Raw genomic sequence first — 20396 nt, forward strand, 5'->3', positions numbered from 1 at the left:
GCATGCATATTAACAATATTCTCTAAACCCAAGCTGAAAACTTTTCAAACACCGCTGGAATTTTCAGCAAAAAAAAGCCTCAATAAATTGAGGCTTTTTCCAAACTGAATGTACTGTGCGGATTAGTTCGCTGGCAATGGCGGCGGAGTCGCAGGACCATCAGCTGCAGCAATATCCACTACAGGATTATCTGCTACATAGACTTTTGGCGGCTGCGGTTCACGGCCTTCCATAATGTCGCGGATTTGCTCGCGGTCAATGGTTTCCCACTCAAGCAACGCTTTAACCATTGCATGGGCAATATCTTTATTGCCTTCCAAGATATCGCGCGCAACACGGTACTGCTCATCAATAATACGGCGCACTTCAGCATCAACTTGCTGCTGAGTTGCTTCTGAAATTGTACGGCTGCCAATGCTGCCCATGAAAGATTGCTGAGAATCATCTTCATAGACCATGACGCCTAACTTATCAGACATACCATATTTAGTGACCATTGCACGCGCCATTTTGGTCGCGCGTTCAAAGTCGTTTGAAGCGCCAGTCGACATTTGGTTAATGAAGACTTCCTCTGCAATACGGCCGCCAAACAAAATTGAAAGTTCATTCAGCATTTTGTCTTTGTAATGACTGGTTTGGTCATGTTCAGGCAGCTGCCATGTCACACCCAAAGCCCAGCCGCGCGGCATAATCGTTACTTTATGCACAGGGTCAGTACCCGGTAAAATTTCTGCAACAATCGCATGGCCTGCTTCATGGTAAGCGGTAGCGCGTCGCTCTTCTTCGCGAAGCACCATCGATTTACGCTCAGGACCCATGTACAGCTTGTCTTTTGCATCTTCAAAGTCATGCATATCGACAGTATTTTTATTGCGGCGGGCAGCAAATAATGCAGCTTCGTTCACAAGGTTTGCCAATTGCGCGCCAGAGAAGCCTGGTGTACCGCGTGCAAGTACTTTTACCTCTACACCAGTGGTAGATGGCAATTTTTTCATATGTACATTTAAAATCTGTTCACGGCCTTTAATGTCTGGCAGACCCACCATCACCTGACGGTCGAAACGCCCAGGACGAAGCAATGCTTTATCCAAAACATCTGCACGGTTTGTAGCAGCAATAACAATAATGCCTTCATTGCCTTCAAAACCGTCCATTTCGACCAGCATCTGGTTCAATGTCTGTTCACGCTCATCATGACCGCCGCCAGTGCCTGAACCGCGGTGACGGCCCACTGCATCAATCTCATCAATAAAGATGATACAAGGCGCGTGGCGTTTAGCCTGTTCGAACATATCGCGTACACGAGATGCACCGACACCCACAAACATTTCGACAAAGTCAGAACCTGAAATACTGAAAAATGGAACTTTCGCTTCACCTGCAATGGCTTTTGCAAGCAAGGTTTTACCAGTACCTGGAGGACCTACCATCAGCACGCCGCGCGGAATAGTTGCGCCAAGGCGTTTGAATTTAGTCGGATCTTTCAGGAAATCGACAATCTCAACCACTTCCTGCTTTGCTTCATCACAGCCAGCAACATCAGTAAACGTGACTTTGATCTGATCTTCAGACAGCATCTTGGCTTTAGATTTGCCGAAACTCATCGGGCCATTTTTACCGCCAGCACCGCCACCCATGTTGCGCATAAAGAACATGAACAGCAAAATGATGAGAAGCACTGGGAAACTAGCAATGAGAAGCTGCATTAACAGACCTTGACGCTGAGGCGCAGTGCCTTCAACAACAACGTTGTTTTTAATCAGGTTCGGCATCAGTTCAGGATCTTGAACCGCTGGACGAATACTTTCAAATTCAGAACCGTTAGATTTCTCACCACGGATTCTTTCACCATCAATTATGACTTGTTTAATTTGACCAGCATTCACCGCTGCCACAAACTCTGAATAGTTCATCGCAGTCGGCTGATTGCGGTCACTGACGTTGCTGAATATAAGTACCAGCACACCCAGTATGACGAGCCACAATACGGCATTCTTAAAAAGATCGCTCAAAGCTTTATTCCCATATCATTAATTTGATCATGCCCTATAAAAGGGTTGACCCTAATATTTACGCTGCAGACCAGCTTTGCAATTAGTTAAAAAAGTACAAAATGCACAATTTTTAACGCGTTGGCAAGTAGACTTTACTTGAAACCCTTCTTGCGTCCTTGACCAATTAAAAACACTTCTTTAGAACGGGCGCGTGAAGCAGCGGGTTTCGCTGTCTTCAATACGTCAAAATTATCGACAACTTGCTTGCGGAACTCATCAAAACCAGTACCTTGGAACACTTTCACCAAAAACTGGCCTTTAGGCCCTAGCACTTTGGTTGCAAAATCCAGCGCAAGCTCACATAAATAAATTTGGCGAGGTTGATCTACAGCCTTATTACCTGATGTATTGGGGGCCATATCTGAAATTACAACGTCTACCGTACGTCCGTTTAAAATTTTTAACAAATTTTCGAATACTTCTTCTTCTCGGAAGTCACCTTGCAAGAAAGTAACATCTGGCAATGCGTCCATTTCCAAGATATCCGATGCAATGACCAAACCTTTGTCACCCACCAGTTTGCCGGCAATCTGCGACCAGCTGCCCGGTGCTGCACCCAGATCCACCACGATCATGCCGGGTTTGATCATCTTGTATTTTTCTTGAATTTCGAGAAGTTTATAGGCGGCTCGCGCACGATAACCTTCCTTTTGCGCTTTTTTCACAAAAGGATCATCTAAATGTTCCCGCATCCAGTCTCGGCTGCTCTTGGATAATTTTTGATTGGTAATACGCGTCGCCATAAAACTCTAAATAAAATAATCTTCTAAACTCTGATTGTACGTGAAAAACACGCTGTTTGCAGTATACATGTGTATCTAAATGGTGGTTAAAAGCCAGTTTTTTTCAATATTTCGCATCGATATTTTCGTATAATCTAAAGCGTTTAAACTCAGCTTTTGCTATAATAGGCCGTTTTCAAATTTAGGTTACATTTATGGCGTCTTTATCTATTCAAGAGCGCAAGCGTTTACGTCAAATCGGACATGCTCTAAACCCTGTGGTTATGGTGGGCGACAAAGGCTTAACTGAAAATGTAATTGAAGAATTGGCCCGCGCTTTAAACGACCACGAACTGATTAAAGTGAAAATCGTTGCTGAAGACCGTGAAGCCCGCGCTGCCCTAATTACTGAAGTTTCAGAAGCTTCTGGTGCTGAAATTGTACAGACGATCGGCAAAATTGTATTGCTGTATAAAAAAGCAGCCAAGCAAAATGCCAAATTGTCTAATTTAGTCCGTCATGCTCATTTATCTAACTAATCCATAGAATGGCTAGTTATGATCTAAGCGCTTTTGACCGCCGCTTTCAGGCAATTTCGCTGGTCGGCGCAATTGAGCAGCAAGGCCAGTACGCATTGAATGTGGGCTTCTGGCTGCGCGACCCCAATCAATGGGTGCAATGGCCTGAAATGGCTGCGTCCAACCCGCGTCAGGATTTTCTGTGGGAACAGACCTGCTTTGAAATTTTCATTGGCGTACATAATGAAGATTTCTATCGTGAAATCAACCTCTCCCCTTCTCAGGCATGGCAAGCTTATCAATTTGAAGAATACCGCTTCCCTGAAGATATGCCGCCGCCAGCTGCATATGATATTGAACTGAATCAACTCAAGCGCACACACTATGGCTTGAATGTCAGCGTCGATCTGACAGAATTCATGCTGACGCATAAACTGAAATGGTCTGACATGTATCTCGGCTTATCTGCTGTATTGAAAACCTCACAAGGCGATCAATACTACGCAATGCAGCATAGCAGCCCAAATGCAGATTTTCATAATAAGCGCGATTGGCTGCATCAGTTTTAAACAAAAGCCAATCTGCAATAGATCAAGCAAAAGCTCAGCCTTTTGCTTTTTTTATTTATAAGCCCGTCATAGATAAATCTAATATCAATACAAAGCATCTGATTCTATCAAGTGCAGCAGCAAATCAGCGCTATTGCGGACCTTAGATTATTTTCCTGCATTAGATCTATGCGATTGAAAGCGTGACTAAGGATTGCATATTGCTCAATGTCATTTATATGAACTTATTTAAATAATCTGAATGCTTCATGCAGCGTCTGCGATGTATTTATTATGTTATTGAGCACTATACTGCGTTTTATACGCTTCATTTTTTATTTGATTCAATTAAAACAATACATCCATGTACTGTTCTTCATTAAAATTCAGCTTGAGCGCTTAGCTTTTTAATACATCTTTAGTTTCGGCTGCTTGATCAGCTTCAGCTTTCACATTCGATACTTTCTTCCATGCTTCCAAAGTATGCTCTTTTGAACGCTTATAGGTTTCAGTCAGCTGATCTTTATGTTTCAGTGAAATTTGGCTGACATCCTCTTTCAGTTCTTTGCTTAATTTAGAAATATCATCAAGCACTGCATTGAATTCTGTTTTTACAAATTCTTTCAGCTCAGTAAGATCTTTCTGAGATGAACCTAATTGAGTTTTCAGCAATTCAATCTTCTGCAGCAAATCCTGCTTGAATTGGCGCAGCTGATCTTGCACGCTGGCATTCAGCTGTTTAGCCTCTGCTTGAATTTTTTCTTTGCTCTCTATTACCGCTTCTGCAACTTGTTCAGTGGCTTCTTTCGTCGCCTGCTCAAGCTGCTCAGCACCATCTGCCGCGATGGTTTTAAGTGTTTTAACAGTTTCAGTTGCCTTTGGAGATGTCGCCATGTGCTTATACCTATAGTTATTGATGACTTTTTAAGCATATTCCAAATTGATAAATTTTAACTTCTGATTTGTCAGACAATAATTAAATGCTTACATATTTTTAAAGACTAAAAAACAAACTTTCAAGCAAAAATCAAGCCTAATATCTAACTTATTCAGGATATTTTCAATGGACTTTTGAGGCTTTCATGCGTATAGTACGCTGTTAAGTTCAAGCGAGCAGACATAGGGAGGGTAGGTTTTAAAGCAGCCTTCCTTTTTTTTCGTCTACTCGCTTTTTTACAGCCTAAATTTCAGGAGCTTTGGTTTGAGCACCCCAGCAATTTTAGCCCTTGCCGACGGAACTATCTTTAAAGGTACTTCTATTGGCGCAACGGGTAGTACGACTGGTGAAGTCGTTTTTAATACAGCAATGACTGGCTATCAAGAAATTTTGACTGACCCTAGCTATGCACAGCAAATTGTAACGCTGACTTACCCGCATATCGGTAATACAGGCTGCAACGATGAAGACGCTGAGTCAGGTCGAATTCATAAAGTATGGGCCAACGGTTTAATTATCCGTGACCTGCCTTTATTGCACAGCAATTTCCGTTCAACGCAATCATTAGGTGAATACCTAGAGCAGCACAACGTTGTTGCTATTGCAGACATCGACACCCGTAAACTGACACGTATTTTACGTGATAAAGGCGCGCAGAATGGTTGCATCCTTGCTGGCGAAAATATCACGGCAGAAGAAGCTTTAGAAAAAGCTCGTGCATTTGGCGGTTTAAACGGTTTAGATCTTGCGAAAGAATGCTGTGACCCTGAAGGTTTTGAATGGACAGAAGGCTCTTGGGCACTTGGTAAAGGTTTCGCTCAACCAGAACTTAAATTCCATGTTGTTGCATACGATTACGGTGTCAAAACCAACATCTTACGTATGCTCGCAGACCGCGGCTGTAAATTAACTGTCGTGCCTGCGCAAACTCCTGCTGCTGACGTGCTTGCGTTGAATCCAGATGGAGTGTTCCTTTCGAACGGCCCTGGCGATCCAGCTGCATGCGACTATGCAATTGAGGCTGTAAAAACAATTGTAGAAGATGCCCGCAACGTACCAGTATTCGGTATTTGCTTAGGCCATCAAATTCTTGCACTTGCATCAGGTGCAAAAACTGTGAAAATGCCTCACGGCCACCACGGTGCTAACCATCCTGTACAAAATCTTGAAGATGGCACAGTGATGATTACTTCTCAGAACCACGGTTTCGCAGTAGATACAGATACGCTACCGGCCAACTTGAAAGCTACGCACAAATCACTGTTCGACCAAACCTTACAAGGTATGCATCGTACAGACAAACCTGCGTTCAGCTTCCAGGGACACCCTGAAGCAAGCCCTGGTCCACATGACTGCGCACCATTGTTCGATCATTTCATCGAACTTATCAAAGCATCTAAGAAGTAATTAAGGAAGCGATCATGGCTAAACGTACAGACATTAAAAGCATCTTAATTATTGGTGCGGGTCCGATTGTGATCGGTCAGGCATGTGAGTTTGACTACTCAGGTGCGCAAGCATGTAAAGCCCTTCGTGAAGAAGGCTACCGTGTAATTTTGGTGAACTCTAACCCAGCCACCATTATGACTGACCCAGCAATGGCAGACGCAACTTACATCGAGCCGATCACTTGGCAAACTGTAGCTGCAATCATTGAGAAAGAACGCCCAGACGCAGTTCTTCCGACAATGGGCGGTCAAACAGCATTGAACTGTGCACTCGCACTGGATGCCAACGGTATTTTAGAAAAATACAATGTTGAATTGATTGGCGCGAGCAAAGAAGCGATTGAAAAAGCGGAAGACCGTAAACTTTTCGATATCGCAATGCGCAAAATTGGTTTGGAATGCCCTCGCGCTGATGTTGCAGAAAGCATGGAACATGCTCTTGAAATCCAAGCGCGTTTCGGCTTCCCTGTAATTATTCGTCCATCATTCACCATGGGCGGTTCAGGCGGCGGTATTGCGTATAACAAAGAAGAATTCATTGAAATCTGTGAACGCGGTTTCGATCTTTCTCCAACCAAACAATTATTGATCGATGAATCTTTAATTGGTTGGAAAGAGTACGAAATGGAAGTTGTTCGTGACAAAAACGACAACTGTATCATTGTATGTACCATTGAAAACTTTGACCCAATGGGCGTGCACACTGGTGACTCAATCACTGTTGCTCCTGCGCAAACATTGACAGACAAAGAATTCCAGCTTCTACGTAATGCATCTTTAGCAGTGCTTCGTGAAATTGGTGTTGAAACTGGCGGTTCTAACGTTCAATTCGGTATTAACCCGAAAGACGGCCGTATGGTTGTGATCGAGATGAACCCGCGTGTTTCTCGTTCATCTGCCCTTGCATCTAAAGCAACTGGTTTCCCAATTGCGAAAATCGCTGCGAAATTGGCTGTAGGCTACACCCTTGATGAGTTGAAAAACGACATCACTGGCGGTACAACACCTGCATCTTTCGAACCAGCAATTGACTATGTTGTTACTAAGATTCCTCGTTTTAACTTCGAGAAATTCCCGCAAGCTGACGCAACTTTGACTACACAGATGAAATCTGTCGGTGAAGTCATGGCGATTGGCCGTAACTTCCAAGAGTCTGTGTCTAAAGCGCTTCGCGGTCTTGAAGTTGGCGCATGCGGTTTTGATGAAAAAATCGCAGTGGGCACTGAAGGCGCACGTGAAAAAATTCTGGTTGAATTGAAAGTTCCAGGTCCAGAGCGTATTTGGTACGTGGGCGATGCATTCCGTCACGGCTTTACTTTAGATGAAGTATTTGCTGCAACAAACATCGACCGTTGGTTCTTGATTCAAATCGAAGACATCATCAAAACTGAAAACCAAATCAAAACTTTAGGTTTTGGTGATTTGAATGCAGACAACATCCGTTCATTCAAACGTAAAGGTTTATCAGATCTTCGCATTGCGGACTTGATGGGCATTTCACAAAAGCAATTCCGTAAACACCGTTGGAACTTGGGCGTGACTCCAGTTTACAAACGCGTAGATACATGTGCAGCAGAGTTTGAATCTGACACAGCTTACATGTACTCAACTTACGATGAAGAATGTGAAGCGAATCCTTCTAACCGTGACAAAATCATGGTGATCGGCGGCGGTCCTAACCGTATTGGCCAAGGGATCGAGTTCGATTACTGCTGTGTACACGCGGCGCTTGCTATGCGTGAAGACGGCTACGAAACCATCATGGTGAACTGTAACCCTGAAACGGTTTCTACGGATTACGACACATCTGATCGCTTGTACTTCGAACCAATTACTTTGGAAGATGTACTTGAAATCGTACGTATCGAGAAGCCTAAAGGCATTATCGTTCAGTACGGCGGTCAAACACCTTTGAAATTGGCTCGTGCGCTTGAAGAAGCAGGTGCGCCAATTATCGGTACATCACCTGATGCAATTGACCGTGCTGAAGACCGTGAACGTTTCCAGCAAATGATTCAACGTCTGCAACTTCGCCAACCAAACAACAGCATCGTAAAATCTGCTGAAGAAGGCATGGCTGAAGCGTCTAAAGTGGGCTACCCGCTTGTAGTACGTCCATCATACGTGCTTGGCGGCCGTGCGATGGAAATCGTTTACAACGATGACGAATTGAAACGCTACTTACGTGATGCGGTTCAAGCATCAAATGAAGCGCCAGTTCTTCTTGACCACTTCCTTGATGATGCGATTGAAGTTGATGTGGACTGCGTATCTGACGGTAAAGACGTGGTGATTGGCGGTATTATGCAGCATATCGAACAAGCAGGCATTCACTCAGGTGACTCTGCATGTTCAATTCCGCCTTACTCTTTATCTAAAGAAGTTCAGGATGATATGCGCCGTCAAACTGTTGCCATGGCGAAAGAGCTTGGCGTAATCGGTTTGATGAACGTACAGTTTGCGGTTAAAGGCACTGATGTATACATCTTAGAAGTGAACCCGCGTGCATCACGTACAGTTCCGTTCGTTTCTAAATGCATCGGCGAATCTTTAGCGAAAGTGGCTGCACGCTGTATGGCGGGCCAATCTCTAGAATCTCAAGGATTCACTGCAGAGATTATCCCTGAGCACTTCTCTGTAAAAGAAGCTGTGTTCCCATTCAACAAGTTCCCTGGCGTAGACCCTATCCTTGGCCCTGAGATGAAATCGACTGGCGAAGTTATGGGTGTAGGCAAAACTTTTGGTGAAGCATTCTATAAAGCTGTGTTAGGCTCTAACGACCGTTTACCAGGCTTGCCAACTGAAGGCGAAGTGAAGCACGCATTCTTGTCTGTACGTCATTCAGACAAGCCTCGCGCTGTCGGTATTGCCAAACAGTTAACAGATCTAGGCTTCAAAGTGATCGCGACTGGCGGCACTTATGATGTGATTAAAGAAGCAGGTATTGAATGTGAACGCGTGAATAAAGTCACTGAAGGCCGTCCTAATATTGTGGACCGCTTGAAAAACGGCGAAGTTCACCTCATTATCAATACAACTGAAGGCAAACAGGCTCAAGAAGATTCATTCTCGATCCGCCGCTCTGCACTTCAAGGCAAAGTGTATTACACTACCACCTTGAATGGCGCAGATGCTGTATGCCAAGCTTTAGCAATCAAATTGCCAATGGATGTTTACCGTCTGCAAGACCTTACTAAAGGTTAATTAAGTTACTGATAAGACCCGTCACCTTATCGGTGGCGGGCTTTTTTATTTTCTAAACCTGTATTTTCTACATACCAATTTATGAGGGACAACAATGCAACGTTATCCTATGACTCCCGAAGGCAAGGTTGCCTTAGAGAAAGAATTATATCAATTAAAAAGTATTGATCGTCCGCGTATTACAGCCGCTATTGCTGAAGCACGCGAACATGGGGATTTAAAAGAAAACGCGGAATACCATGCTGCCCGTGAACAGCAAGGCTTCTGTGAAGGCCGCATTCAAGATATCGAAGGCAAATTAGGCGCATGCCAAGTGGTTGATATCAACACACTTGAACAAAATGGCCGTGTTGTTTTTGGTGTAACGGTGACGATTGAAAACCTAGATACCGAAGAGCAAAAAACCTATAAGATTGTTGGCGATGACGAAGCAGACTTTAAGATCAACAAGATCTCTGTAAACTCTCCAATCGCTCGCGGCCTTTTAGGTAAGAGTGAAGGCGACGAAGTAAAAATCGTGACTCCGCAAGGCGAAGTAGAATACGAAATTGTGAAAGTTGAATATCTTTAATTATTAAAGATTTTAACGCCAGCCCCTCCTTATGAGGGGTTTTTTATTATCTAAAATTAAATTTTTAAAAATCCTGAAGCAAATATCTCAAAGGCCTGTAAAGCTTGCGGCAAGGCGTATACTGGATCCTCACTAGATGCAACCCATAATGCCGCATTCATTGCAGCCCCATTTAATAAAACGGCCGCAGCAATAGGCTCCACTGCTTTTAATTTACCCTCAGTCAACAATTGTTCAACACATACTTGTGTTGATTGCAGGCACTTATTCTGACTTGGCCAATGTGCAGGATCACCCAATACTGCTGGACCATCACGTAACACAATGCGTTGAAATTCAGGATTGAGAGCATGTTCAATATAGGTGCGACCTTCTAGCAATAAACCCCGCCATAAATCCTGTTTGTCGTGTAATTGCTGTTGTGCGGTCAATGCCATTTCTGAATCAATTTGATCTACCACTACAGCAAATAAACCTTTTTTATCCCCAAAATGATGATACAACGCACCGCGTGTGAGCCCAGCTTCTGCTGTGAGCTTATCCATAGAGGTTTCGGCATAGCCATATTCTGCAAATGCACGCCGCGCCACCTCAATCAATTTTTTGCGGGTTTCCGCCATTTTTTGTTCACGTACAGACATGCAACGCTCTCATTAATTATTATCAAAATTTTATTGACATACATAGCGTATGTCAATTACGTTATTAACATACGCTACGTATGTTAAATTATTCATCTAATCTTGAATGAGAAATATCATGACCAGAACAGCTATCTTTCCGCAAAATCGCCATGCTTTATATGAACAGCATGGATATTCTGCTGCTATTCAATCCCAAGATTTACTTTTTATTTCAGGTCAGGTTGGTAGCCGCGCAGATGGCACACCTGAACCCGAATTCGAAAAACAGGTGGAACAAGCATTTGAAAACTTAGCTGACACTTTAACAGCAGCGGGTTGTAGCTTTGATGATATTGTCGATGTCACAACTTTCCATACAGATCCAGAACAGCAATTTGAAACCATTATGAAAGTCAAAAATAAGATTTTTACACAAAAGCCTTATCCTAATTGGACAGCAATTGGCGTAAATTGGCTGGCAGGTTTCGATTTTGAAATTAAAGTCATTGCGCGCATACCTAAGGCTGAAATTCCAGCCTAATTACCCGAGATTGCTAGTCGCTTGAGTACCTTTTTAATATTATTCCGCAAGTAAAGATACCTCTTCGCTATAATGATTTATCCGCATTTGTTGTCTGCCTGCTATGACTGAAAAATTGATTAATTCCCCTGTGAAGCATTGGTGTGAATTCGAGTTTATCTCCAAAACAGTGAAGAACCCGAATATTCATATCAAAGGCAATTACAGCTATTACTCTGCGTATTGGGATCAGGGCTTTGAACGCTGTGTCGTGCGCTATTTGCATGATAAGCCAGCAACTCCAGAGAAACCCATTGATCAGCTCTATATCGGCAATTTCGTCTGTTTTGGCGCAGAATGCGTGATTATGATGGGTGGCAACCAATTGCACCGCACAGACTGGATTTCGGCCTTTCCGTTTGATACACGCAGTTTTGTGCCTGCTGGCGATACGGTTATTGGCAATGGCTGCTGGATTGGTTCACGCGCCATGATTATGCAAGGTGTGACGCTTGGCGAAGGTGCTGTGATCGCTACAGGTGCAGTAGTGACCAAAGATGTGCCACCTTATGCAGTCGTAGGCGGTGTGCCTGCGAAGATTATTAAATATCGCTTTCCAAAGGAAGATATAAAAAAACTGCTTTCTCTTAAGCTTTACGATTTAGATGAAAAGCAGTTTTTAAAGATGCGGGAACAATTGCAGACCAATGATGTAAATACTTTGTTCAAACAATCTGATTAGCATTAAGTTTGCTTTTGATAAGCAAGCAATGCAGTGCCTGCCTCTCTTATTAATGCTATCGTGTCTTGATACAGCGAATAGTTATATTCTAAGTCAGATAATGCTTTGTCATAATATTCCTGTTTTTCATATTCTTTTTTACTGCACTCTTCCTTATATGCTTCATAACATTCAGTTAAACTTTTTAGATCTAGACTTAATGCATAAATCATCATCTTATCTTTATAACTTAATTGAATGATAGTATCCTCAGGCATATCTCCATATGCCCATGCCTGTAATGTTTTTAAATTCCCATTTCCCAAATGTGCAAAAATAAAACTGACATAACCATTAAATCCATTAAAAAATTTCCGGATTTTGGTCTGCTCGTCCCAACGACCAACCAATAAATATTTAATTTCATTTCTTCCAAATCTATCTATGAGATGCGTACGAATCTCCTCACTTCGTAATCTTAAAATAAGTTCCTCTTTTAATAATTTTTTTTGCTCTTGAGGTATAAAATGATTGGTTAAATCCATTGTAAATGAAGTCATTGGGCTAGTTGTCAGCTTTCCAAAACTCATTTTTAATTGGTAAAAGATATCCTCAACTTGATCTATAAAAAGGCACGCGCGGTATCCCTCATCTGGTGCCAATTCAGGATACTCAACATTCCGGCTTGGACTAATAAAATCATGTCCAGTATTATAAATATATAATTTTAAGTTTTTTGCATATGGGTGCTGTGCTGCCCATAACCGTACTAATTCTTCAGCTTTTTTTATATTACAAGGTGGTTCAATATTTTCTAGATTAAAAATTTGTGAATCTGTTGTTAATGGTTTTAAAAATGAAGTAAGTACACCTTCAACTGCACCTACAGGTATTTGTGAATTACCAACTCCCCAGACTGAAAAATAAGGCTCATAGAAACCAACGTCCGATGCCTGCACTGCTTCATAAAATACACGGTAAAGCGCACCTCCCTGAGCAAGAATATCAAAGTTCTCTATTTCTAATATTGCCCAAGCTTGGTCTTTTAAGCCTTGCTGCAAACCTATAGCCCACTTTTGTACTTTTTCAGAAAAAAATTCACTGTATTGCGGGGCTGTTACTTTTGTAACAATATAATCAATCCATGACTGTAATGCATTTCCATTACTCTTAGTGCCACGATATTTCTGATACAACTCATAAGCTGCACGTTCTGAATCGTTGATATCAGGCATATTTCCCGTAAAAATTTCAGGTTCCCATAAGTAAACAGCACCTAATGACATAATTTTCCTTATATTTTAATAATTTATTTAAAAAGATTTTATATATCGAATAAAACTGCAAATCAACAATCCAATCGTCAAATTTCGATGCTAAAAAATAGAATTGAATTTAGAACTCTTTAATTTTTTTATAGTTTTATCATTTTAATCTGAATATTTTCCCCAGATGACATAGTTATAAACCTAACTAGGCTCTATAAATAAAGCCCATCAAAACAAAAAATAATAGGACATGGAATGCCTTATAACATCAACAAAACCGGTATTTTTGCTTTAGCTTTGCTGGCCGCCATCGTCGCCACACTCTGCGACGCCAACCACGTCTTTACTCAAACACTTAGCTACCCCACTCCCCTATTTTTTCAGCAAGCTTGGTGGGTCTTTCCAGCCTTTTTCATTGCCTTTTTATTTATGGCAATCAATTACCTATTTTTAAGTCATGCACTTAGACAAAAAATAGATGTGGCTCAAAGCACAACACATGGTAACTGGCACAATTTATCCGAAGATTTAACAGCATTTGCCTGCATATATCTGCTCAGCGGCTTTGGCAATTTTCACCCTGCTTTATTGTGCTTTATTTTTTACTTCACCTTTATTATTCGGCAGGCTTTCACTTACGAGCGATGCTGGTTATGTCTATTGGCCATTTTATTGGCCATAGGCGGCATGTTCTTTGAAGGACTTTTGGCAGAATTTGGCTTAGTGGCTTAGTGGCTTAGTGGCTTAGTGGCTTAGTGGCCTATCGGCATAGCGACATGTTTAATGTGCCCTATTGGTTAGGCGGCGTATACATGCATGGCGCATTTGCTTTACGCTCTGGTATGCGGGCACTGGTCTATAAATAGCTTAAAATTTAGACGCCAAATTTCAGGCAAAAAAATACCGCGTTTTGGAACGCGGTATATGAAAATGGTGGCTATGACGAGACTTGAACTTGTGACCCCCGCATTATGAGTGCGGTGCTCTAACCAACTGAGCTACATAGCCAAAAACTGTGCGCGCATTATGTGGTTTTATCCTAAGTACGTCAAGTACCTAATGCGCTTAATTGATCAAAATTTGGTGAAGTGAGCCGATAAGCCGGGTTCTGTCGTGAACGATCATTCCTCTAGGCGTACAATCACTCGTACGCTCAAGCGACCTACCCGGATCCAGCACGGGCCGTGCCTCAGGATCCCTATTTGGTCTTGCTTCTGGTGGGGTTTACCTTGCCGTGAACTGTTACCAGACACGCGGTGCGCTCTTACCGCACCCTTTCACCCTTACCTTCGAATCTAATTGCTTAGAAACATAATGAAGGCGGTCTACTCTCTGCTGCACTTGCCGTCGGCTTTCGCCGCCCAGGCGTTACCTGGCACCCTGCCCTATGAAGCCCGGACTTTCCTCCCCTGCTTCAATCACGGAGATTTCCACAGCAGCGATCGTCTGGCTCACTTCGAGCGGGATGATATCAAAGAAACAAACTAATTGCTGGATGTTTTCTGTGCAATTAGTTTTTCATATTTTGCAAAAAGTTCATCCTGTGTTTCTGCATGGCTCGGATCCAGTGGAATACAATCTACTGGACAGAACAATTGGCATTGCGGTTTATCATGATGCCCGACACACTCTGTACATAAATCTGGGTTGATCTCATAAATGACCTCGCCCATAAAAATCGCCTCATTGGGGCATACAGGTTCACAGACATCACAATTGATGCATTCATCGGTAATATATAAAGACACACTACTCGCCTTGTTGAAATTTGCGCTTAAAGGCTGCGTCAACATTTGCTGGAACAAACTTGGTCACATCGCCTTTTAAACGGGCAATTTCACGCACTAAAGTGGATGAAATAAATGAATACTGCTCTGACGGCGTTAAAAATACAGCTTCAAAATGCGGATCCAGCTGGCGGTTCATATTCGCCAATTGAAACTCGTATTCAAAATCGGATACGGCGCGCAGTCCACGCAGCACAGCTGTCGCATTTTGCTCATGAAAAAAATTCACCAGCAGGCCATCAAAACCTACAAATTCTACATTATTCAAATGGCTTAATGACTCTTTTGCCAGCTCTACACGCTCTTCCAGACTAAACAATGGATTTTTATGGTGACCAATCGCAATTGCAACCACCACTTCATCAAACATGCGCGCTGCACGGGTGACTAAATCGATATGGCCATTGGTGATTGGATCAAATGTGCCCGGATAAATTACGCGTGTTTGAGACATCCATTTGTACTCAGTTTGTTTTGTAGATCTTTATTTTAGCAAAATCTTGTTTTTGGGAGAAGAAACTCCATCAATTTAAACAATCCATAAACATATAAGTTCGGGTACAATAGGCCTAACTTTGGAAGTTTCTGATTATGTCGAAAGTAACTGTAGTTAAAAAGAACAATGGCGGAACGATCGCGCAGAATAAACGCGCGCGCCATGATTTTTTCATTGAAGATAAATTTGAAGCCGGCCTTTCGCTGCAAGGCTGGGAAGTAAAGTCATTACGCGCTGGCCGCATGACTTTGACTGAAAGCTATATCACCTTCAAAAATGGTGAAGCGTTTTTATTTGGCGCACAAGTACAGCCGCTATTAAGCGCATCTACGCATATTGTTCCTGAAGCGCGCCGCACACGTAAACTGCTGCTCAGCAAACGTGAAATTGAAAAATTGCTTGGCGCAGTCAATCAAAAAGGCTATTCATGCGTGCCTTTGGCATGCTATTGGAAAGGCCGCCTAGCCAAACTGGAAATTGCGCTGGTTAAAGGTAAGCAGCTGCATGATAAGCGTGCAACTGAAAAAGACCGTGACTGGCAGCGTGATAAATCGCGGATTATGCATAAATAAAATGCACCAGTTTGAATATAAAAAAGCCTCCAATTAAGAGGCTTTTTTATATTTTAGGCTATAGGTGTTCTGAGCAGGGTTATCTGCTTAAAGGGCAGCCTAACAAAACTTCAATCCGCCAAAACAGTTGGATTTTACCTCCTGATTGCCCAAGACCTGATTTCGCAACGTTAATGCTGCAGCGCCAGAACTGGACAAATCCAGTGATCCTACATTTTTATAAATCGGCAAGCCCAAAGCCGCCCCCACCGATGATCCGAGTGGAATATAAATCGGTTCTTTATTTAAAATTTCCGCTGTTACATAACCCGTAATTGATTCCGCACTCAGACGAAATCCTTTCACTTCTCGAGTGGAAACCTGATTTGGATTATTAATGGCAAATTCAATAAACGGATTTTTCAGTTCTGCACTGGTGGATGCCCGCTCAGCATTCAAAGTTAAATTGTCCTGCGCATCCATGCCATTGGCTTTGCCGCTGATCGCCAAATTTGAGATATCAATATCACAGCCGCCTGCGCCATTATCTCTGCCACATTCATTGTTCAGGTTTTTAGCTTTGCATCTACTTCCATCATGGCCTCTAAGCCCAGTTCCACTGGTATTTACATAAAATGAAGGGGAAAATGCAATTCCAAGGAACAAAAAAGCCAAAAGAATAATTAAATCTTTTGACTTTTCATTTATTTAAATATTTTTTTAAAATAAATTATTTGAATTTATTTAACAATAAACCTATGTATTCACCAAACCAAACGGCGGTATCCAAATCACCTTTAGGCGGTGTGACTTCTACAGGCGCATTGTCTGACTGTGTCATTAAGCCCAAAAAGCTCGACATTCGGTTTAAATCTGTTGTGCTGCGCCCTGTTGGCATCATGGGTAAACCAGACCACAACATGCCATGCTGCATAGCAAATAAATTAATCTGCTGCAAAACTGCAAGCTTATCGCCGCTTAAACCGCCGCCATTGGTAAAGCCCGCTGCCAGCTTGCCTTGCCATGTCCGCGCCAGCCAGCGTTTAGACGACTGTTCCATGAACTGTTTCAGGCCAGAGGTTAAGCTGCCCATATACGTTGGACAGCCAAAAATAATGGCATCCGCTTGATCAAGCACATCCCAGTCGACATTTTCAATGTTCATACTGTGCACAGTCACGCCTGTTTGTAAGGCGCCTTGCGCGATGGATGATGCAACTTTTGCGGTATGACCATAAGGGCTATGGTAGACAATTGCGATAGATTTGGAAGATACAGATGCAGTTAAAGACATAATAATCAAAAGTCTACAGATTCAGTCAAGTTTAGCATTTTCATGCCATAAACACGAATGTTGCCATGCGCCCTGTTTTTGAGGCTCTGCGGTAAGAGTAGTAATCATCAGGCTGCTGATAAGAGCACTGATCACCGCCTAAAACAGTTTTAACGCCATGCAACGCTAAGATATAACGGGCAATAGCATATAAATCTGCATAAAATTTGCCTTCTTTAAGCCCTGCTTTAAAGGCACTGTCCAGCTCAGGATATTTTGAGCAAAACGCTTGCTTCACTTCAGCGCCAATTTCAAAATTGTCCTGACAAATTGCCGCGCCCAGCCATGCCCATGCAGGCGGACTTTGCATCTCAGCAATGGAGTTTTCAATAATGCCGCCAGCCAAACCGCGCCAGCCCGCATGCAGGTTGGCCACTTCTGTGCCGTCCGCATTGCCCAATGCCACAGGCAAACAATCCGCCGTCATCATCATCAAAGCATGGCCAGCTGTTTGTGTGACCAGCCCATCACCCTCAAGCGCATCAAAAGGCATTTCTGCATTGATGGTGCGGCAAATGGTGCTGTGAGTTTGCGTCATCCAGGTAATTTTATTCACGCCATGTTCAGAAAATTCCTGCAGCAGCGCCATGCGGTGACGCTGTACCCGCTGCGTATCATCATTGACATGCAAAGCCAAATTAAAGCCCGCCAACTCAGCCATGGCTGAAGGCAGCGCCTGATCGTGCTGTACTCGAGTTTGCCCCACAAAAACACCTTGAGGCAGCCCTTGAACAAATTGCATGTCATTTTCCTTATTCATATTGCAAATACATGATGATGGAGCTTTGAATTAATACGCTTTGTTTTCCGTGCGCAGTACTTCAACCAAATTGGTCAAATCTTCTGGCCACGGCGCTTCAAACAGCATTTCTTCGCCGCTGCGCGGATGCACCAAGCCCAGTTTTACTGCATGCAAAGCCTGACGCTTAAACGCGCGCAAAGTTTCCGCCAATAAAGGAGAAGCTCCCGCTGGAACACGCACACGGTTCATATATACTGGATCGCCCACCAAACCGTGACCGATATAGCTGAAATGCACACGGATCTGATGGGTACGGCCTGTTTCCAAGCGCGCTTGAATACGGGTGAAATTCTGGAAACGCTCTTTCACATTGTAATGCGTTACCGCTTCTTTACCGCCCGGCAATATCGCCATTTTAATGCGGTCTATCGGATGGCGCTTAATAGGCTCATCAATCGTGCCGCCCGCAATAATCGCGCCATAAGCCACTAAATCATATACACGGTATACCGATTTTTTTGCCAGCTGCTTACTCAATGAGAATTGCGCTTCTAAGTTTTTCGCTACAACCAAAAGTCCAGATGTGTCTTTATCGATACGATGCACTAAGCCTGCGCGGGTCAGCTCTACAGATTTCGGGTAATGATGAAGCAATGCATTCACTAATGTGCCAGAGCCATTTCCTGCCCCAGGATGCACAACCATGCCAACAGGTTTGTTAATGACAATAATGTCGTCATCTTCATACACAATGTCTAAAGGAATGTCTTCAGGCAGGCTGCGGGTCTGCGCTTCCAGCTCAACCTCGAGCGTAAGCAACTCATCGCCCTCAGATTTATACTTTGGCTTGACGCTGTTACCATTCACTAACAAATGGCCTTCTTTCAGCCACTGCTTCAGTTTTTCACGGGAAAAATCAGGCCATACTGTTGCCGAAACTTGGTCGATACGCTGTCCGAAAAAGCTGTCATCCAATTGAAATTGCAACGATAAACGTGTTGCAGTTGAGTCTGAAGTATGGTTATCTGCATCCTCAGAATCTTCAAGCAAATTGAAGTCGGTTTCAGGGATATTTGGATTAGAAGATTGTGCTTGAGTCATTTGATCATTCAGGCAAAAGTGGTTTAATAGTGCAATTGTAGCTCATTGCCAGTATTAACAGAGGAATTTTTATGTCGCTACCACATTATAAAAAGACAATGCTTGCTCTAACCCTCGGCATTGCAACAGCAATGGCAGGCTGCAGCAGTAATCCAAAAAAAGATGTGGTTGATACTGGTCCGCAATCCAGCGAACAGGTTTATATTGAAAAAGCTAAAAAAGCGCTTGATCGTCATCAATATACAGATGCAGCAAAACATCTGGAAGCTTTAGAAACCTATTATCCAACTGGCAGCTATTCAACGCAGGCTCAGCTTGAGCTTTTGTATGTCAAATTCCAGCAGAAAGATTATGAAGCGGCAATTACTATGGCCGACCGCTTCATCCGCATGAACCCGCAGCATCCAAATGTAGACTATGCCTACTATGTTCGCGGCGTTTCGAATATGGAACAAAATTATGACGGCCTGATCCGTTATACATCACTCAAACAGTCGCACCGTGATGTAAGCTACCTGAAATTAGCCTATCAAAATTTTGTCGATTTTATCCGCCGCTACCCATCTAGTGAATATGCAGTAGATGCTGCGCAGCGTATGAAATTTATTGGTCAAGAACTGGCAGAAAGCGAAATGAACGCTGCCCGCTTCAATATTAAGCGTAAAGCGTATTTGGCTGCTGTAGAGCGCTCATTATGGGTAATTGAACACTATCCGCAAACACCGCAAGTGCCAGAAGCGCTCGCTACCGTAGCTTACGGCTATGACAAGCTGGGCGACAAAGCGACTGCACAGCAATATATTGACGTACTGAAGCTGAATTACCCAGATCTAGTTAAATCTGACGGCAGTGTCAATATGCGTGCAGCGCGCAGTGAAGGCAGCTTCTGGAACCGTGCAACTTTAGGCGTTTTAGGCAAAAGCGCCAGCACACATTCAGAGCAGGATGAAGTAAAAAACACCGGCAATGAAGAACAGCGCAGCTTAACCAACCGCCTATCTTTTGGCTTATTGGACCGCCCAAAAGCGGAAGCAGCTGATATTCAGCAGCCTGTAGAAACAGACGCGGCAACACCAGCTGAATAAATCCAGTATTTCAGATGATTTTTCATAAAGGGCAAGTTATCATACTTGCCCTTTATCATTTCAGACACACGCTATTCAAAGCTTGATTGGAATGCTTAAAAAGGCTACAAATGATAAATTGGCGCCTTAAGCCAATTGCTTGCAAAAGCTCGCGCCATGACTTCAAA

General features: G+C 43.1%; 21 protein-coding genes, 1 tRNA gene and 1 other RNA gene. 10 read left to right on the plus strand and 13 right to left on the minus strand.

Annotated features, from left to right (window positions below):
• Positions 1-122: 122 nt before the first annotated feature.
• Complete coding sequence (ftsH, locus tag B9T34_RS01245; RefSeq protein WP_086211351.1) at positions 123-2012, minus strand: ATP-dependent zinc metalloprotease FtsH; 1890 nt, start codon at positions 2010-2012, stop codon at positions 123-125.
• Between the two features lie 134 nt (positions 2013-2146).
• On the minus strand, positions 2147-2797 hold the full coding sequence (rlmE, locus tag B9T34_RS01250) for a 23S rRNA (uridine(2552)-2'-O)-methyltransferase RlmE (RefSeq protein WP_086211352.1): 651 nt from the start codon (positions 2795-2797) through the stop codon (positions 2147-2149).
• Between the two features lie 194 nt (positions 2798-2991).
• Between rlmE and yhbY the strand changes: the two genes are divergently transcribed.
• Both yhbY and B9T34_RS01260 read left to right on the plus strand, forming a co-directional pair.
• Positions 2992-3315: a ribosome assembly RNA-binding protein YhbY gene (gene yhbY, locus B9T34_RS01255; protein WP_086211353.1), complete on the plus strand. Its 324-nt coding sequence runs from the start codon at positions 2992-2994 to the stop codon at positions 3313-3315.
• Positions 3316-3323: 8 nt separating this feature from the next.
• A complete protein-coding gene (locus B9T34_RS01260; protein ID WP_086211354.1) occupies positions 3324-3863 on the plus strand; it encodes a DOMON-like domain-containing protein in 540 nt (179 codons plus the stop codon).
• Positions 3864-4241: 378 nt separating this feature from the next.
• On the opposite strand, the gene B9T34_RS01265 is transcribed toward B9T34_RS01260, so the two are convergent.
• Positions 4242-4736, minus strand: coding sequence for a hypothetical protein (locus B9T34_RS01265; RefSeq protein ID WP_086211355.1), 495 nt, complete (start codon positions 4734-4736; stop codon positions 4242-4244).
• A gap of 307 nt (positions 4737-5043) precedes the next feature.
• Here B9T34_RS01265 and carA point away from each other — a divergent pair, with 307 nt between their 5' ends.
• The 3 genes from carA (at position 5044) to greA (ending at position 10002) form a co-directional block, all read left to right on the plus strand.
• Positions 5044-6186 (plus strand): glutamine-hydrolyzing carbamoyl-phosphate synthase small subunit, encoded by a 1143-nt coding sequence (gene carA / locus B9T34_RS01270; RefSeq protein WP_086211356.1) that lies wholly within the window; start codon positions 5044-5046, stop codon positions 6184-6186.
• 14 nt (positions 6187-6200) lie between these two features.
• Positions 6201-9431, plus strand: a complete 3231-nt coding sequence (gene carB / locus B9T34_RS01275) for a carbamoyl-phosphate synthase large subunit (protein ID WP_086211357.1) — start codon at positions 6201-6203, stop codon at positions 9429-9431.
• A 94-nt stretch (positions 9432-9525) separates the two neighbouring features.
• On the plus strand, positions 9526-10002 hold the full coding sequence (greA, locus tag B9T34_RS01280; protein WP_086211358.1) for a transcription elongation factor GreA: 477 nt from the start codon (positions 9526-9528) through the stop codon (positions 10000-10002).
• 56 nt (positions 10003-10058) lie between these two features.
• Here the strand turns inward: greA and B9T34_RS01285 are convergent, their stop codons facing one another.
• Positions 10059-10643: a TetR/AcrR family transcriptional regulator gene (locus tag B9T34_RS01285; RefSeq protein WP_086211359.1), complete on the minus strand. Its 585-nt coding sequence runs from the start codon at positions 10641-10643 to the stop codon at positions 10059-10061.
• A 118-nt stretch (positions 10644-10761) separates the two neighbouring features.
• Between B9T34_RS01285 and B9T34_RS01290 the strand changes: the two genes are divergently transcribed.
• Both B9T34_RS01290 and B9T34_RS01295 read left to right on the plus strand, forming a co-directional pair.
• Positions 10762-11166: a RidA family protein gene (locus B9T34_RS01290; RefSeq protein ID WP_086211360.1), complete on the plus strand. Its 405-nt coding sequence runs from the start codon at positions 10762-10764 to the stop codon at positions 11164-11166.
• A gap of 103 nt (positions 11167-11269) precedes the next feature.
• Positions 11270-11887 (plus strand): CatB-related O-acetyltransferase, encoded by a 618-nt coding sequence (locus B9T34_RS01295; protein WP_086211361.1) that lies wholly within the window; start codon positions 11270-11272, stop codon positions 11885-11887.
• Positions 11888-11889: 2 nt separating this feature from the next.
• Here B9T34_RS01295 and B9T34_RS01300 read toward each other — a convergent pair whose 3' ends face one another.
• Positions 11890-13152 (minus strand): hypothetical protein, encoded by a 1263-nt coding sequence (locus tag B9T34_RS01300; protein ID WP_086211362.1) that lies wholly within the window; start codon positions 13150-13152, stop codon positions 11890-11892.
• A gap of 237 nt (positions 13153-13389) precedes the next feature.
• Here B9T34_RS01300 and B9T34_RS01305 point away from each other — a divergent pair, with 237 nt between their 5' ends.
• Positions 13390-13866, plus strand: coding sequence for a hypothetical protein (locus B9T34_RS01305; protein ID WP_228147385.1), 477 nt, complete (start codon positions 13390-13392; stop codon positions 13864-13866).
• A 199-nt stretch (positions 13867-14065) separates the two neighbouring features.
• Here the strand turns inward: B9T34_RS01305 and B9T34_RS01310 are convergent.
• The 4 genes from B9T34_RS01310 to coaD form a co-directional block, all read right to left on the minus strand.
• Positions 14066-14142: transfer RNA gene (locus B9T34_RS01310), tRNA-Met, on the minus strand.
• Between the two features lie 73 nt (positions 14143-14215).
• An RNA gene (rnpB, locus tag B9T34_RS01315) (RNase P RNA component class A) lies at positions 14216-14592 on the minus strand.
• A gap of 26 nt (positions 14593-14618) precedes the next feature.
• Complete coding sequence (locus B9T34_RS01320; RefSeq protein WP_086211363.1) at positions 14619-14882, minus strand: YfhL family 4Fe-4S dicluster ferredoxin; 264 nt, start codon at positions 14880-14882, stop codon at positions 14619-14621.
• A gap of 1 nt (position 14883) precedes the next feature.
• Positions 14884-15375: a pantetheine-phosphate adenylyltransferase gene (gene coaD / locus B9T34_RS01325; protein ID WP_086211364.1), complete on the minus strand. Its 492-nt coding sequence runs from the start codon at positions 15373-15375 to the stop codon at positions 14884-14886.
• Positions 15376-15512: 137 nt separating this feature from the next.
• Here coaD and smpB point away from each other — a divergent pair, with 137 nt between their 5' ends.
• The gene (gene smpB, locus B9T34_RS01330; RefSeq protein ID WP_086211365.1) at positions 15513-15989 is read left to right on the plus strand and encodes an SsrA-binding protein SmpB; all 477 of its coding nucleotides are present in this window, start codon (positions 15513-15515) and stop codon (positions 15987-15989) included.
• Between the two features lie 99 nt (positions 15990-16088).
• Here smpB and B9T34_RS01335 read toward each other — a convergent pair whose 3' ends face one another.
• From B9T34_RS01335 to rluD, 4 genes are all read right to left on the minus strand, one after another.
• The gene (locus B9T34_RS01335) at positions 16089-16478 is read right to left on the minus strand and encodes a hypothetical protein (RefSeq protein WP_139841238.1); all 390 of its coding nucleotides are present in this window, start codon (positions 16476-16478) and stop codon (positions 16089-16091) included.
• A gap of 220 nt (positions 16479-16698) precedes the next feature.
• A complete protein-coding gene (locus B9T34_RS01340) occupies positions 16699-17262 on the minus strand; it encodes a flavodoxin family protein (protein ID WP_086211367.1) in 564 nt (187 codons plus the stop codon).
• A 40-nt stretch (positions 17263-17302) separates the two neighbouring features.
• Complete coding sequence (pgeF, locus tag B9T34_RS01345) at positions 17303-18043, minus strand: peptidoglycan editing factor PgeF (protein WP_086211368.1); 741 nt, start codon at positions 18041-18043, stop codon at positions 17303-17305.
• A gap of 48 nt (positions 18044-18091) precedes the next feature.
• Positions 18092-19144, minus strand: coding sequence for a 23S rRNA pseudouridine(1911/1915/1917) synthase RluD (gene rluD, locus B9T34_RS01350; protein ID WP_086211369.1), 1053 nt, complete (start codon positions 19142-19144; stop codon positions 18092-18094).
• 71 nt (positions 19145-19215) lie between these two features.
• Between rluD and B9T34_RS01355 the strand changes: the two genes are divergently transcribed.
• Positions 19216-20229 (plus strand): outer membrane protein assembly factor BamD, encoded by a 1014-nt coding sequence (locus B9T34_RS01355; protein WP_086211370.1) that lies wholly within the window; start codon positions 19216-19218, stop codon positions 20227-20229.
• Positions 20230-20396 lie beyond the last annotated feature (167 nt).

It is taken from the genome of Acinetobacter sp. ANC 3813 (assembly GCF_002135435.1).
Classification (GTDB): Bacteria; Pseudomonadota; Gammaproteobacteria; order Pseudomonadales; family Moraxellaceae; genus Acinetobacter.

Bases quoted from the DNA above. Each gene is read 5' to 3' on its own strand.
- rlmE (WP_086211352.1), bottom strand. From the start codon at position 2,797: ATGGCGACGCGTATTACCAATCAAAAATTATCCAAGAGCAGCCGAGAC.
- yhbY (WP_086211353.1), top strand. From the start codon at position 2,992: ATGGCGTCTTTATCTATTCAAGAGCGCAAGCGTTTACGTCAAATCGGA.
- B9T34_RS01260 (WP_086211354.1), top strand. From the start codon at position 3,324: ATGGCTAGTTATGATCTAAGCGCTTTTGACCGCCGCTTTCAGGCAATT.
- B9T34_RS01265 (WP_086211355.1), bottom strand. From the start codon at position 4,736: ATGGCGACATCTCCAAAGGCAACTGAAACTGTTAAAACACTTAAAACC.
- carB (WP_086211357.1), top strand. From the start codon at position 6,201: ATGGCTAAACGTACAGACATTAAAAGCATCTTAATTATTGGTGCGGGT.
- greA (WP_086211358.1), top strand. From the start codon at position 9,526: ATGCAACGTTATCCTATGACTCCCGAAGGCAAGGTTGCCTTAGAGAAA.
- B9T34_RS01285 (WP_086211359.1), bottom strand. From the start codon at position 10,643: ATGTCTGTACGTGAACAAAAAATGGCGGAAACCCGCAAAAAATTGATT.
- B9T34_RS01290 (WP_086211360.1), top strand. From the start codon at position 10,762: ATGACCAGAACAGCTATCTTTCCGCAAAATCGCCATGCTTTATATGAA.
- B9T34_RS01295 (WP_086211361.1), top strand. From the start codon at position 11,270: ATGACTGAAAAATTGATTAATTCCCCTGTGAAGCATTGGTGTGAATTC.
- B9T34_RS01300 (WP_086211362.1), bottom strand. From the start codon at position 13,152: ATGTCATTAGGTGCTGTTTACTTATGGGAACCTGAAATTTTTACGGGA.
- B9T34_RS01305 (WP_228147385.1), top strand. From the start codon at position 13,390: ATGCCTTATAACATCAACAAAACCGGTATTTTTGCTTTAGCTTTGCTG.
- coaD (WP_086211364.1), bottom strand. From the start codon at position 15,375: ATGTCTCAAACACGCGTAATTTATCCGGGCACATTTGATCCAATCACC.
- smpB (WP_086211365.1), top strand. From the start codon at position 15,513: ATGTCGAAAGTAACTGTAGTTAAAAAGAACAATGGCGGAACGATCGCG.
- B9T34_RS01340 (WP_086211367.1), bottom strand. From the start codon at position 17,262: ATGTCTTTAACTGCATCTGTATCTTCCAAATCTATCGCAATTGTCTAC.
- pgeF (WP_086211368.1), bottom strand. From the start codon at position 18,043: ATGCAATTTGTTCAAGGGCTGCCTCAAGGTGTTTTTGTGGGGCAAACT.
- rluD (WP_086211369.1), bottom strand. From the start codon at position 19,144: ATGACTCAAGCACAATCTTCTAATCCAAATATCCCTGAAACCGACTTC.
- B9T34_RS01355 (WP_086211370.1), top strand. From the start codon at position 19,216: ATGTCGCTACCACATTATAAAAAGACAATGCTTGCTCTAACCCTCGGC.